Genomic DNA, 12,927 nt, shown 5'->3' on the forward strand with positions numbered 1-12,927 from the left:
AATCAGCTGCGCCGCAGGTCGAGCGAGAACGGGAATTCGAGGCTGCGCTCGGGCGGGCGCGCCTCGATCGTGCCGATGCTGTGGCCCATCGCGAAGAACCGCGCCAGGCGCCGGCTCTCGGCTTCGTAGGAGTTTACCGGGAAGGTCTCGTAGTTGCGTCCGCCGGGGTGGGCCACATGGTACTGGCAGCCGCCGAGCGCGCGCTGCATCCAGCGGTCGACCACGTCGAAGGTCAGCGGCGCATGGACGCCGATGGTCGGGTGCAGCGCCGAGCTCGGCTGCCAGGCGCGGTAACGCACGCCCGCGACGAACTCCCCGGTGCGCCCGGTCGGCTGCAGCGGCAGCGTGCGGCCGTTGACCGTGATTGCGTGGCGCGCGTCCACCATCCCGGTTACGCGGACCTCGATGCGCTCGAGCGACGAGTCCACGTAGCGCACCGTGCCGCCAGGCGCGCCTTCCTCGCCCATCACGTGCCAGGGCTCCAGCGCGTTGCGCAGCGTGAGCTGCAGCCCGCGCGCGCTGATCTCGCCCACTTTCGGGAAGCGGAACTCGAAATGAGGATCGAACCATTCCGGCTCGAAACCGTAGCCCGCCAGTCGCATCTCCTCGAGCACCTCGTCGAAATCCATCCGGACGAAGCTGGGCAGCAGGAATCGGTCATGCAGCTCGGCGCCCCAGCGCACCAGCGGCGCGCGGTAGGGCTGCTTCCAGAAGCGCGCCACCAGCGCGCGCAGCAGCAGCTGCTGGACGATGCTCATCCGCGCGTGCGGCGGCATCTCGAAGGCGCGCAGCTCCAGCAGGCCCAGCCGGCCGGTGGCCGTGTCCGGCGAGTAGAGCTTGTCGATGCAGAACTCGGCGCGATGAGTGTTGCCGGTGACGTCGATCAGCACGTTGCGCAGCGTGCGATCGATCAGCCAGGGGGGCAGGTCCTCGCCATCGACTGCCCGGCGGCGCTCGATCTCGGCCAGCGCGATCTCCAGCTCGTAGACCTGGTCGTTGCGCGCTTCGTCGATCCGTGGCGCCTGGCTGGTCGGCCCGATGAACAGGCCGCTGAACAGGTAGCTCAGCGACGGGTGGTTGTGCCAGTAGGCGAGCAGGCTCGCCAGGAGGTCCGGCCGCCGCAGGAACGGGGAGTCCGCCGGCGTCGCGCCGCCGAGCACCATGTGGTTGCCGCCGCCGGTGCCGGTATGCCGGCCGTCGAGCATGAACTTCTCGGTCGACAGCCGCGAGCGCCAGGCCGCGTCGTACAGGAACTCGGTGTGCTCGACCAGTTCCGCCCAGTCGTGCGCCGGGTGGATGTTGACTTCGATCACGCCGGGGTCCGGAGTGACCTGCAGGGTCTTCAGCCGCGGGTCGCGCGGCGGCGCATAGCCTTCGAGGACGATGCGCACGCCAAGCCCGGCCGCGGTGGCCTCGATTGCCGCGACCAGCGCGAGGTAGTCCTCCAGGCGTGGCAGCGGCGGCATGAACACGTAGAGCACGCCGCTGGGCTCGCCGGTCGCTTCGGCTCTGGGCCCGCTGGCCCGCCGGGGGTCGCGCACCTCCACGCACAGCGCGGTTCGGGGGGCCCCGGGCGCCGGCTCGGCGCGATCCGGAGCGCGCGTCGCTGCGCCGGAGTCGCCCGAGTGCTTCGCCCCCTGCAGGGGCGCGTGGCCCCCGGCGTCCGCTGCCGCCTGCATCGCCACGGTGCCGCCCTCGGCGAAGCCGCCGCCGGTCTCGTGCGCCTCGTAGTGGGCCCCGGGTTGTGCTGCGGCGGGCAGGGCGTCTCGCGGTGCGAAGGGATCGCGGGCCAGGTGGTAGGGGCGCTCGGTCTCGCTCAGCCAGGGCAGCGCGTCCAGCGGCAGGCGATAGCCCATCGGGGAGTCGCCCGGAGTCAGGTACATCCGGTCGTCCCGGAAGTGCCAGCGACCGGTGACCCAGCGCGGGCCGTCCACGCCCGGCGCGTCGGGCGCGTCGGCATGCTCCAGCGGCAGGACGTAGCCGACCTCGGCGTCGAGGCCCCGGTCGAACACGCGGCGCAGGCGCATGCGCTCGAGCGGGTCATCGAGCCGGCTGTCCAGCGGGTCGACGTTCACCGGCAGCTGGCGCTCGCGCCAGAGGTAGTACCAGGTGTCCTCGTAGGCGGTCTGGATGTGCTCGTCGGTCAGGCCCAGCCGGGCGCTGAGCGCAGCGATGAAGCGACGCGCGTCATGGGCGGTGTACTGCGTCGGCGTGCGCTCGTCGGCGAACAGCGACGGGTCGTGCCAGCAGGGCTCGCCGTCGGCGCGCCAGTGGATCGAGAGCGCCCAGCGCGGCAGCTGCTCGCCCGGATACCACTTGCCCTGGCCGAAGTGCAGGAAGCCCCCTTCGCCGTAGCGCGCGCGCAGGCGCTCGAGGAGCTCCTGGGCATGTCGGCGTTTGGTGGGGCCGAGCGCATCGGTGTTCCATTCTGCGCCGTCGCGATCGTCCACCGACACGAAGGTCGGCTCGCCGCCCATCGTCAGCCGCACGTCGCCCCGCTGGAGGTCGGCGTCGACGGCCTCGCCCAGCGCGAGCACCCGGGACCACTGCTGCTCGGTGTAGGGCCTGGTGACGCGCGGCGACTCGTGGATGCGCGTCACCTCCATCGTGTGCTCGAAGCTCACTTCGCAGGGGTCGATCGCCCCGGAGATCGGCGCCGCGCTCGACGGCGCCGGCGTGCAGGCCACCGGGATGTGTCCCTCGCCGGCCAGCAGCCCGGAGGTTGGATCGAGGCCGATCCAGCCACCGCCGGGCAGGTAGACCTCGCACCAGGCGTGCAGGTCGGTGAAATCGGCCTGCGCGCCGCTGGGACCGTCGAGCGCCTCGACGTCCGGCCGCAGCTGGATCAGGTAGCCGGACACGAAGCGGGCGGCCAGGCCCAGATGGCGCAGCACCTGCACCAGCAGCCAGCCGGTGTCCCGGCAGGAACCGATGCCCCCCAGCAGCGTTTCCTCCGGGGTCTGGACGCCCGGTTCCATCCGGATCGCGTAGCGAATTTCGCTCTGCAGGCGCTGGTTCAGCCCGACGAGGAAGTCGATGGTGGGCATCGCTGCGCGATCGATCGTCGCCAGGAAAGCCGTCAGCGCCGGGGTCGGCGGATCGGCCGCCAGGTAGGGGGCGAGCTCCTCGCGCAGTTCTGCGTCGTAGGCGAACGGGAAGGATTCGGCGCTGGGTTCGAGGAAGAAGTCGAAGGGGTTGTAGACCGCCAGCTCGGCCACCAGGTCGACCGTGACCTTGAATTCCTCGGTCTTTTCCGGGAAGACCAGCCGCGCCAGGTGGTTCGAGAAGGGATCCTGCTGCCAGTTCACGAAGTGGGTCGCCGGCTCCACCTGCATCGAGTAGGAGAGGATCGGGGTACGGCAGTGCGGCGCCGGGCGCAGCCGGACCACCTGCGGCGACAGGCCGACGCGGCGGTCGTAGCGGTAGTGGGTGACGTGGTGCAGCGCAACGTGAATGGACACGGGCAGTCCTCGTGGGCCGGTTCGGCGCGGATGCGGTGGGGACGCGGCGGGAATGTGTTGCGCATTCTCGAAGCAAGTTCGAGGCCAGCAAGACCGGGCCCGGCACCGCGACCGTTTGCGCTCGGGGATGTCATTGTGCGCCCGTTCCGTGGGCGGGGCGGTCTGGCGGCTGCGTACCTTGGCGGATCGGCCCGACCGTTGCGGGGCGGGACGCACCGGCGCGGTGCTGGGCGCAGGTGCAGGTGCAGGTGCAGGTGCAGGCGCAGGTGCAGGCGGAACGGCGGGCGGAGCGGGGGGCGGAGCGACGGAGCCCCGCCCTGCCCGCGCTCAGCCTGCGCCGAGCTCGCGCAGGTCCGCCACCGCGGACGCGCCGAAGTCCGCGCCGAGCAGGTGGTCGGCGATCCTTGCGCCGCACTGCACGGGATCCGCCAGCGCGCCCTGGCGCGCCATGTTCACGAAGCGATCATGCATCGGGAAACGTGCCGGGTCGGTCGCGCGGATCTCGCCCTGCATGCCGGTGTCGATGACGCCCGGCGCCAGGCTGCAGATGCGCAGCCCCGGAGTGGCGTCCAGCGCGACACAGCGTGCATGCTGGTCCAGCGCCGCCTTGGTGGCGCAGTAGACCGACCAGCCCGGGTACGGGCTTCGCGCGGCGCCGCTCGACACGTGCAGGATGCGCCGCTCGGTGGCCGGCGTGCGCAGCTGCGCGAAGGCGGCGGCCAGCAGCAGCGGCGCGGTGACGTTGAGCGCCACTGCGCGCGCCACGTCGCCGCCCGGCTGGACGGGCAGGGGGCCGATCGGCGTGACGACGCCGGCGTTGTTCACCAGCAGCGCCAACTCGGCGTCCGCGAGGAAGCGCTCGAGCGCTCCGCCGGCCAGCCAGGACGACAGCGCGGCAGGATCGGCCAGGTCGAGCGCCTGCTGCTCGAGCAGCGCGGCCGTGGCCTCGGCGGGCGCGGACGCGGCGTGCCGGGACAGCCCGAGCACCCTGACGCCGCGCTCCACCAGCGCGCGGGCGATTCCCGCGCCCAGACCGCGGCTGTGCCCGGTGACGATGGCTCTGGTCTTCGAATGATTCATTGCTGGCTCTCCTGGGGGATGCGGTAGACGCGCTCGGCGGTGCCGGCGAACAGCGCCGCCTTCTCGGCGGGGCTGCAGCCGGCCGCGAGGCGCTTGAAGGCGTTCCAGAGCACCACGTAGTCGCAGGACAGTTGGTCGACCGGGAAGTTGCTTTCGAACATGCAGCGCTGCGCGCCGAAGGCCTCGATGCACTCGTGGACGTAAGGGCGCCAGGCTTCGGCGAGCGCGGCCGAGGAGGGCGGCTCGGGCGCCTCGTGGAAGCCGAAGCCGAACAGCCGCATGCCCATGCCGCCCAGCTTGATCGTCACGTTGGGGCAGGCTGCCAGGCGCCCGATCCCGGCCCGCCACTGCGCGAACACCTCGTCGCGCCGGCCGGCGTAGCCGCCAAGGCCCAGCGGACCGCCCACGTGATCCAGGATGATCGAGGTCGCGGGAAAGCTGCGGGCCAGGTCGACCAGGTCGTCGAGCTGCGGATGGTAGAGCCAGGCGTCGAAGCTCAGCCCGAGCGGCGCCAGCGTGGCGAAACCCTCGCGAAATCGCTGGTCGAGCAGCAGGCCGGGGCCCGGGCGGGGCCCGACCCGCACGAAGGCGGGGTCCGGCTCCCAGGCCGAAGTCTGGCGGATGCCCCGGAAGCGCGCCGGGGAGGCCGCCAGGTGCGCCTCGAGGACCTCGGCCTCGGCGGCTCCGCGCGTGAGGTCGGCATGGCCGACGATGGCCGCGCACAGCCGCGGGCTGCCGGGCGTCGCCGCGCAGCGCGCCGCCAGCGACTCCATCGCTTCGGTCTCGCCGACCGGGCGCAGGTGCGCCGGGCCTTCGGTGCGATAGGCCTCGCCGCACTGCAGGTAGACGGTGGCCGTCACCCGGTGGCCGCCGGCCAGGTCCGCGAGCAGGTCCTCGGCAGCGTAGCGCCGCGCCGCACGGTCGAAGAGATGATGATGAGCGTCGACGATCGGCAGTCCGGGCTCCAGCGCCGCCTCGGTGCGCAGGGCGAGCCATCGGGGATCGGCGGGCGGGTGGAAGGGGTCGGCGGCGGGCGTGCCGGGGTGGGTGGACATCGCGGCTCCTGGTGTGCGCTCGGCGCCGATCTTCGCACGCGCCACGCCGCGCGGCGGCAGCGGCGCGGCGCCGAACGGACCGCCGCCGCGCGCCGCGGCGTGCAAGAATGCCCGTCGATGAGCGTCGTGAAACTGACCCGTGAAAGCCTGCTCGACGGATCGCTGCATGCGACCGTGCGGGCGCAGCTCGGCCCGGACGTGCGGATGATGACCGACGAGGAGCGCCATTCGCAGGTGCTCGAGATGCTCGCGCAGGCGCCGCGGCCGGGCAGGGTCTGGGTGTTCGCCTTCGGCTCGCTGATCTGGAACCCCGCCTTCCACTTCGCTGAGCGCCGCACCGCGCGCATCCACGGCTTCCATCGCCAGTTCTGCCTGCGCCTGCAGGCCGGGCGCGGCAGTCCGGAGCGCCCCGGCCTGATGCTCTCGCTCGAGGCGGGCGGCAGCTGCGTCGGCGTCGTGTATCGACTTGCACCAGGCACCGAGGTGACCGAGCTCGACGTCCTCTGGCGGCGGGAAATGCTGACCCACGCCTACCGGCCGGTCTGGACCCTGGCGCGCACCCCCGAGGGGCCGGAACCGGCGATCGCGTTCACCGTCAACCGACATCACGACCGCTACGCGCCAGGGCTGGACGAGGACACCGTGGCGGGGCTGCTCGCAACCGGGGCAGGCGCGCTGGGCCGCTGCTGCGATTACCTGTTCGACACCGTCCATCACCTGCGCGAACTCGGCATCCGCGACCGCCGGCTGGAGGCGCTCGCGGCGCGCGTTCGGGCGCGCGTCGACGAGAGCTGATCCGGCCCGGCGCGCCGTCGTGGCGCGCGCATACCGAGAATCCGCCTTCCGGCGTCGACGCAGGCGCCGCGATCCCGGACACTGCTGCCCAGACCTTGCCGGCGCCTGCCGGCATCCGCGCATCCACACATCAGAGAGGAAATCATCCATGGCCCCAGTACCCAAGCGAGGCCTCGTGGCCGTCACCGGCGCCGCCGGATTCGTCGGCGGCTGGGTCGTGCGCCGGCTGCTCGAAAAGGGCTACCGCGTGCGCGCCTGCGTTCGCAAGGTCGAGGACGAGGCGCGCACCGGCTTCCTGAAGGCGATGCCGGGGTACGCATCCGGCCGGCTGACGCTGCATGCCGCCGACCTCGACAATCCCGGCAGCTTCGACGAGATCTTCAAGGGCTGCCACGGCGTGGCCCACATCTCGCACGTCAGCACCTACAACGACCAGGACTACGTGAAGGGCGTCTGCGACCACCTGATCGCCAGCGTGGAGAAGTCCGGTTCGGTCACCCGCGTGGTGGTCACCTCCAGCGTGGCGGCGGTGATCTCCGAGGCCGACGTGACCGAGCTGGTGCGCCGTCCGGTGATCAACGAAGACCGTTATCCGGACGAGACCAACCCGAAGCGCCGCCCCGACCGCGGGCAGGGCTACTCGATGGGCAAGGTGCTGGCCGAGCGCGCCTTCGCCGAGGCTGCCGAGCGCAGCGGCGGGCGCTGGGACGCGATCACCTGCTGCCCCGGCGACAACGTCGGCCCGATCCAGTCGGCGCACCAGAAGGACGGCGGCCCTTGGCAGCATCTGGTGGAGCTGATGCTGCTGGGCGAGTGCCGGCAGAACTCGCTGGGCGCCTACCGCCCGTGGATGCCGGTGGACGTGCGCGACGACGCTGAATGCCACATCGGCCTGCTCGAGAGCGACCAGGTCCGCAACGGCGAGCGCTACATCGCCTGGTCCACCGAAACCAGGAAGGTGGAGGACGTCTGCGCCGACATCGACCGGCTGCTGCCGGAGCTCGGCCACGACACGCCGCCGGTCATCGACCAGTTTCCCGAGCACATCCGCGCGCGTGAAGCCGAGCTGCGGGCGATCTGGGCGGGCTGCGACCTGCGCAACGAACGCATCCGGCGCGTCACTGGGGTCGCGTTCCGGCCCTGGGACGAATCGCTGCGCGACTGCGCGGAGTCGCTGGTGAGCGTCGCCGGTGTCCAGCCGAAGCGGCGGGCGGGGTTCGCGCCGCGCAGCTGAACCAGGCGCTGCGCGCGGCGCAGGCGCCGCCGCGCGCAGCGATGCATGGCCGCATCCGGCAGGGCCCTGGGGCCCCGAGAGACTGGAAGGCCGGATTGGAGCGAGGAGGGGACATGACGGGATCGGATCGTCGGCGGCCGCTCGAGGGCATCGTCGTCGTTGAAGTGGCTGGAGGTGCGGCGGCGGCCTACTGCGGGCGGATGCTCGCCGATGCCGGCGCGACTGTGGTGCTGGCGGAGACTTCGCCGGGGCAGCGCCTGCGCGGCATCGTGCGCGTGCAGACTCCGCTGGAGGAGGCCTGGGCCGACTGCATGTCGGCCGGCAAGCGCCTGGCGCGCGTCGCCGACCGCGCGGCCCTCGAAGCGCTGTGCAGGGATGCCGACCTGGTGCTGGTCGGCGAGGCCTCCGGTTTCGATGCCTGCGCGGCACTGCCGCGCCGCGCGACCGTGGAGCTGAACTGGTTCGGCCGCCAGGGGCCATACCGCGACTGGACCGGCAACGACCTGGTGGTGCAGGCGCTCACCGGCATGCCGCAGATGGCCGGCAGCATGGAAGGGCCGCCGGTCCAGGCGGGCGACCGGCAGTCGACCAACGTGGCCGGCGTCACCGCCTACATCGCTGCGCTGGCCGCGCTGCTGGCGCCGCCCGCCACGGCGCCGCGGCGCTTCGAGGTCGGCATTCTCGAGGCCAATCTCGTGCTGAGCGAAATGCACATGCACTTCTTCGAGCGCGACGGCCTGCCGATGAAGCGCTGCGGCATCAACCGCTTCATGCCCAACAGCCCGGTCGGCGTCTATCCGTCCCGGGAGGGCTGGATCGGCATCACCGCGACCACCCCGGAGCAGTGGAAGTCGCTGTGCGCCGCGCTGGAAATGGACGAGCAGGCTGCCGACGAAGGGCTGGCGACGCGCGAGCTGCGCTTCACCCGCCTCGACGAGGTCGAGCAGGCGATGGTCCGCGCGCTGTCGCGCCGCAGCGCCGAGGAATGGGCTGCGGCCGGTCGTCGCCACAAGGTGCCGATGGTGGTGGTGCCCGACGCTGCCGGAATCCTCACCCATCCGATCTTCGAGCTGCGCTCGGCGCTGGCCGAGCTGCCGCGCGGCGACGTCACGCTGAAGGTGCCGCGCACGCCCTTCGGGCTGACCCGCACCCCGGTGGCGCAGCGCCTGCAGCCGCTGCAGCAGGCCGCCCCGGAGGGGCCGGGCGCGTCCGCAGCACCCGCAGCACCCGCAGCATCCGCAGCATCCGCAGTCCGCGGCACGCCTGCGGCGTCAGACGCCGCCCTGGCCAGCGCGGCCCCCGCCGCCGCAGCGAAGGCCGGTGCAGTCCCCGGCGACGCCGGTCCGCTCGCCGGCCTAACGGTGGTCGACTTTGCGATGGGCTGGGCCGGTCCGCTGGCCACCCGGCTGCTGGCCGACCTGGGCGCGGACGTGCTCAAGATCGAGGCCGGTCGCTACCCGGACTGGTGGCGCGGCGTCAACTGGACCCCGGAGTACATCGAGGCGCGCTCCTACGAGGACGCCAAGCCCTTCTGCGCGATGAACCGCGGCAAGCGCGGCATCAGCGTCGACCTGACCACCGAGGTCGGCCGCCGGCTGGCGCTGGAACTGATCGCGGGCGCCGACGCGGTGGTCGAGAACCAGGCCGCCGGCGTGATGGGCAAGCTCGGGCTGGGCAACGAGACCCTGCTCGCGCACAACCCGGGGCTGGTGATGGTGTCGATGTCAGCGTTCGGCACAGGCAATCCCTGGTCCGATACCCGCGCCTATGGCTCGACGCTGGAGCAGGGGGCCGGCGTGCCGAGCTTCGCTGGGTTCCCGGGCACCCAGCCGACGATGTACCACCTAGCCTACGGCGATCCGCTCGGCGGACTGTTCGGCTGCGCAGCATTGCTCACCGCGCTGCACGAGCGGCGCCGCAGCGGCCAGGGCCAGTACGTGAACCTGAGCATGGTCGAGGCGATGCTGCAGTTCACCACGCCCGCGCTGCTCGAGCGGCAGCTCGGCGGCGCGGAGCCGCCGCGCCGCGGCAACCGGCACGCCGCGATGGCGCCGCATGGCTTCTATCCGGCCGCCGGCGACGACCAGTGGATCGCGGCATCGGCGCCCGACCATGACGCCTTCGCGCGGCTTGCCCGGGTCATCGGGCGACCCGGATGGGCGCAGGACCCGGCGTTCGCGACCCTTGAGCGCCGCGCCGCCCGCCACGACGAGATCGACGCCGCGATTGCGGCCTGGTCGAGCATCCGCGACCGCGACGAGGCGGCTCAGCTGCTCCAGGACGCCGGCGTCGCCGCTGCGCCGCTGCACCATGCCGAGGAACTGTTCGAGAACGCTCACCTGGAGGCCAACGGCTTCTACATCGACCTGGTCCGCGAGTTCTCGGGGCCCCAGCGCCAGGGCGGGATCGCCATCGTCCAGGACGGACGGCGGCTGGGGGCGCGCCAGCCGGCTCCGCTGCTCGGCGAGCACAGCCGGGAGGTGCTGCTCGCGCGGGCCGGGGTCGACCCTGCGCGCTATGAGCGGCTGGTCCGCGATGACGTCGTCACCTTCGCCCCGAAGGGGCTGCGCAGCGCGATGCCGCCTGCTGTGGAGGTCCCGGCCCAGCGCCGGATCGCCTGAGGCGGCACCCGGGGCTGCGGCGCCCCGGGGCCGTCGCCCCGGGCAGCGTCGCCCGGGGCTTTCCCGCCCCCGACTAGGCGGGACTCAGTGCGTGCCGCCGTCCACGCGCAGCACCGAACCGGTGGTGAACGAAGATGCGGCGCTCGCCAGGTACAGCGCTGCGCCGACGATCTCGTGCGCCTCGCCGCCGCGCTGCAGTGCGATCGCGGTGCGCGCCCGCTCCTTGAAGGCCTCCATGTCCCAGGCCTTCGAGATGTCGGTCAGAAAGGGGCCGGCCATGATGCTGTTGACCCGCACCTTCGGGCCCAGCGCGAACGCGAACGAGCGCGTGAGGTTGTTCAGCCCGGCCTTGGCCGCGCCGTAGGGCTCGGCGTTGGGAGCCGGATTGGCGCCCGCCACCGACGAGATGTTGATGATGCTGCCGCCGTCGCCCTCGGCCATGCGCTCGCCGATCAGGGCGCTCAGGCGGTAGGGGCCCTTGAGGTTCAGCGAGACGACCTTGTCGAACATCGCCTCGGTGACGTTCGAGAGCTTGTCGTAGAGCAGCGACATGCCGGCGTTGTTCACCAGGACGTCGACCTTGCCGAACTCCTTGTAGGCGGCGTCGACCAGCGCGTCGCAGTCCGCCCAGCGGCCGACGTTCGCGGCGATGGGCAGCGCCCGGCGGCCGAGCGCGCGCACTTCGGCGGCGACGGTTTCGCAGGCGTCCAGCTTGCGTGAGGCGACGATGACGTCGGCGCCATGCTGCGCGAAGGCCAGCGCCATTTCGCGGCCCATGCCGCGGCTGCCGCCGGTGACCAGCGCAACCTTGCCTGTGAGGTCGAAGAGATCTTTCATTGTCGTGCCCGCTCCTGCTTCGGTGGAATGTCTGAAACGATGACAGCCGCCCGCCGCCGTGGCGCCGCGCGGCCTGCGCGTCGATGGTCGCGCAGCGCGTGCTCGAGCGTCCAGGGCAGCCGGTTCGTTTCGCGCAAGGCCGGCTCGCAGAGCGGCGCGTCCATGCGCGGGCGGCAGGAAACGGATCGGCGCCGCGCCGATGCGCGCAAGGCAGGGCACTGCGCTGGTAGGCTGCTGCCTTGGTCCGGCGCCGCCTTTCCAGCGGGCAACGGCCGCGCCTGCCCCGAATTCCACCATTCCCGCGATGAGCTCCGATCCCGAAGCGCTGCAAGCGGGCGCCCGACCGGCCAGCGCCGGCGCGGCGCCGGGCGCGGCCTTGCCGACGTCTGGCCCTCCCTCGAACGCCTTGCGCGTCGTCCTCGGGCTGCTGCTGGCGATGCTGCTGGCCGCGCTGGACCAGACCCTGGTGTCGATCGCGCTGGTGTCGATCGGGCGCGACCTGGACGGACTGGCGCTGGCGCCCTGGGTGGTGTCCGGCTTCCTGGTGGCCTCCACGGTCGCCACACCGATCTACGGCAAGCTGTCCGACGTCTATGGCCGCCGCCGGCTCCTGAGCATCGCCATCCTGCTGACGATGACGGCATCGGTGCTCTGCGCGTTCGCGCAGTCGATGCCGCAGCTGATCGCGCTGCGCGTGCTGCAGGGGCTGGGCAGCGGCGGCCTGATGGTGCTGGTGCAGTCCGTGGTCGCCGACGTCGCGCCGGGGCGCGAACGCGGGCGCTTCCAGGGTTATCTGTCGGGCGTGTTCGCGTTCGCCGCGGTGGCCGGCCCCATCCTGGGCGGCTACCTCACCCACTACCTGTCCTGGCGCGCGGTGTTCTGGCTCAACCTGCCGCTGGGCCTGGCGGCGCTGCTGGCCGCGCGGCGGGTGCTCCCCGGGCGCGGCGAGGAGCGGCGCGCCCACCGGATCGACTACCCGGGCGCGATCCTGCTGGCCGCGGGCCTGTCGTCGATGATGATCGGGCTCACGCGGATGGGGCGGGGCCATGGGCTCACGGAGCCGACGACGCTGCTGCTGTTCGGCGCTGCGGCGCTGCTGCTCGCGCTCACCGCGCTGCAGGAGCGGCGCGCGGCTGAGCCGCTGATTCCGCCGGCGCTGCTGCGCAAACCCACGGTGGTGCTGTGCTGCGCGATCCTGGGAATGCAGTTCTTCGTGCTGATCGGCTGCACCGTGATGATGCCGATGGCGATGCAGGCCCTGTCCGGGGCCGGCCCGGACGCGGTGGCGCTGCGGATGCTGCCGCTCACGCTGGGCATTCCCTGCGGCGCCTTCACCGGGGGCCGCTGGCTGTACGCCACCGCCAGCATCCGGCCGCCGGTGGTGGCTTCGGGCCTGCTGGCCGCGGCGGGCGTGTCCTTCTTCGCGGTCGATCCCGCCGCCGCCGGAGCGGTGCAGTTCGGCGGAATGCTCCTGCTGGGTTTCGGGCTCGGGCTGAGCATGGCGCCCGCGCTGGTGGCGGCCCAGAGCGCAGTGGCGCCGCGCGAAGTGGGGGTGGCCACCGCCACGGTGGCGTTGTTCCGCACGCTGGGCGGGGCGATGGGGATCGCGGTGCTGAGTTCCATCGTCTTCGCCGTTGCAGGCGCGTCCGATCAGCCGGGCGCGGGACTGTCCGAGCTGCTTGCCCAGAGTGCCAGCGGCGACCGTGCGCCAGACGGGCTGGTACGTGGGTTCCGCTTGGCGTTCGGGGCCGCTGCGCTGCTGTCCCTGGTCGCCGCGCTCTTGGCCACGCGCCTTCCGGCCGGGGTGGCGGGCCGCGCCCACGCCTGAGCTCCGGCCCCGGTCG

At 72.4% G+C, this 12,927-nt stretch carries 8 protein-coding genes; 4 read left to right on the plus strand and 4 right to left on the minus strand.

Annotation, left to right across the window (positions count from 1 at the left end; all coding sequences use genetic code 11):
* Positions 1-2 precede the first annotated feature (2 nt).
* The 3 genes from HNQ70_RS06045 to HNQ70_RS20120 form a co-directional block, all read right to left on the minus strand.
* On the minus strand, positions 3-3,461 hold the full coding sequence (locus HNQ70_RS06045; RefSeq protein ID WP_183965259.1) for a transglutaminase family protein: 3,459 nt from the start codon (positions 3,459-3,461) through the stop codon (positions 3-5).
* A gap of 327 nt (positions 3,462-3,788) precedes the next feature.
* Entirely contained in the window at positions 3,789-4,541 is a 753-nt protein-coding gene (locus HNQ70_RS20115; RefSeq protein WP_246434743.1) for an SDR family oxidoreductase, read from the minus strand.
* Positions 4,538-5,596, minus strand: a complete 1,059-nt coding sequence (locus HNQ70_RS20120; protein WP_246434745.1) for an amidohydrolase family protein — start codon at positions 5,594-5,596, stop codon at positions 4,538-4,540. Before HNQ70_RS20120 ends, HNQ70_RS20115 begins: the two co-directional genes overlap by 4 nt.
* Before the next feature lie 117 nt (positions 5,597-5,713).
* Between HNQ70_RS20120 and HNQ70_RS06055 the strand changes: the two genes are divergently transcribed.
* From HNQ70_RS06055 to HNQ70_RS06065, 3 genes are all read left to right on the plus strand, one after another.
* Complete coding sequence (locus tag HNQ70_RS06055) at positions 5,714-6,391, plus strand: gamma-glutamylcyclotransferase (protein WP_183965261.1); 678 nt, start codon at positions 5,714-5,716, stop codon at positions 6,389-6,391.
* 148 nt (positions 6,392-6,539) lie between these two features.
* Positions 6,540-7,625 (plus strand): NAD-dependent epimerase/dehydratase family protein, encoded by a 1,086-nt coding sequence (locus HNQ70_RS06060; protein WP_183965263.1) that lies wholly within the window; start codon positions 6,540-6,542, stop codon positions 7,623-7,625.
* Positions 7,626-7,738: 113 nt separating this feature from the next.
* Positions 7,739-10,246, plus strand: a complete 2,508-nt coding sequence (locus HNQ70_RS06065; protein ID WP_183965265.1) for a CaiB/BaiF CoA-transferase family protein — start codon at positions 7,739-7,741, stop codon at positions 10,244-10,246.
* An 84-nt stretch (positions 10,247-10,330) separates the two neighbouring features.
* Here the strand turns inward: HNQ70_RS06065 and HNQ70_RS06070 are convergent, their stop codons facing one another.
* Entirely contained in the window at positions 10,331-11,083 is a 753-nt protein-coding gene (locus HNQ70_RS06070; RefSeq protein WP_183965267.1) for an SDR family NAD(P)-dependent oxidoreductase, read from the minus strand.
* A 406-nt stretch (positions 11,084-11,489) separates the two neighbouring features.
* Here HNQ70_RS06070 and HNQ70_RS06075 point away from each other — a divergent pair, with 406 nt between their 5' ends.
* Positions 11,490-12,911: an MFS transporter gene (locus HNQ70_RS06075; RefSeq protein WP_183965269.1), complete on the plus strand. Its 1,422-nt coding sequence runs from the start codon at positions 11,490-11,492 to the stop codon at positions 12,909-12,911.
* Positions 12,912-12,927 lie beyond the last annotated feature (16 nt).

Source organism: Quisquiliibacterium transsilvanicum (assembly GCF_014202215.1).
GTDB lineage: Bacteria > Pseudomonadota > Gammaproteobacteria > Burkholderiales > Burkholderiaceae_E > Quisquiliibacterium > Quisquiliibacterium transsilvanicum.

Coding starts and splice junctions, on each gene's coding strand:
- HNQ70_RS20115 (WP_246434743.1), bottom strand. CDS start 4,541: ATGAATCATTCGAAGACCAGAGCCATCGTCACCGGGCACAGCCGCGGT.
- HNQ70_RS20120 (WP_246434745.1), bottom strand. CDS start 5,596: ATGTCCACCCACCCCGGCACGCCCGCCGCCGACCCCTTCCACCCGCCC.
- HNQ70_RS06055 (WP_183965261.1), top strand. CDS start 5,714: ATGAGCGTCGTGAAACTGACCCGTGAAAGCCTGCTCGACGGATCGCTG.
- HNQ70_RS06060 (WP_183965263.1), top strand. CDS start 6,540: ATGGCCCCAGTACCCAAGCGAGGCCTCGTGGCCGTCACCGGCGCCGCC.
- HNQ70_RS06065 (WP_183965265.1), top strand. CDS start 7,739: ATGACGGGATCGGATCGTCGGCGGCCGCTCGAGGGCATCGTCGTCGTT.
- HNQ70_RS06070 (WP_183965267.1), bottom strand. CDS start 11,083: ATGAAAGATCTCTTCGACCTCACAGGCAAGGTTGCGCTGGTCACCGGC.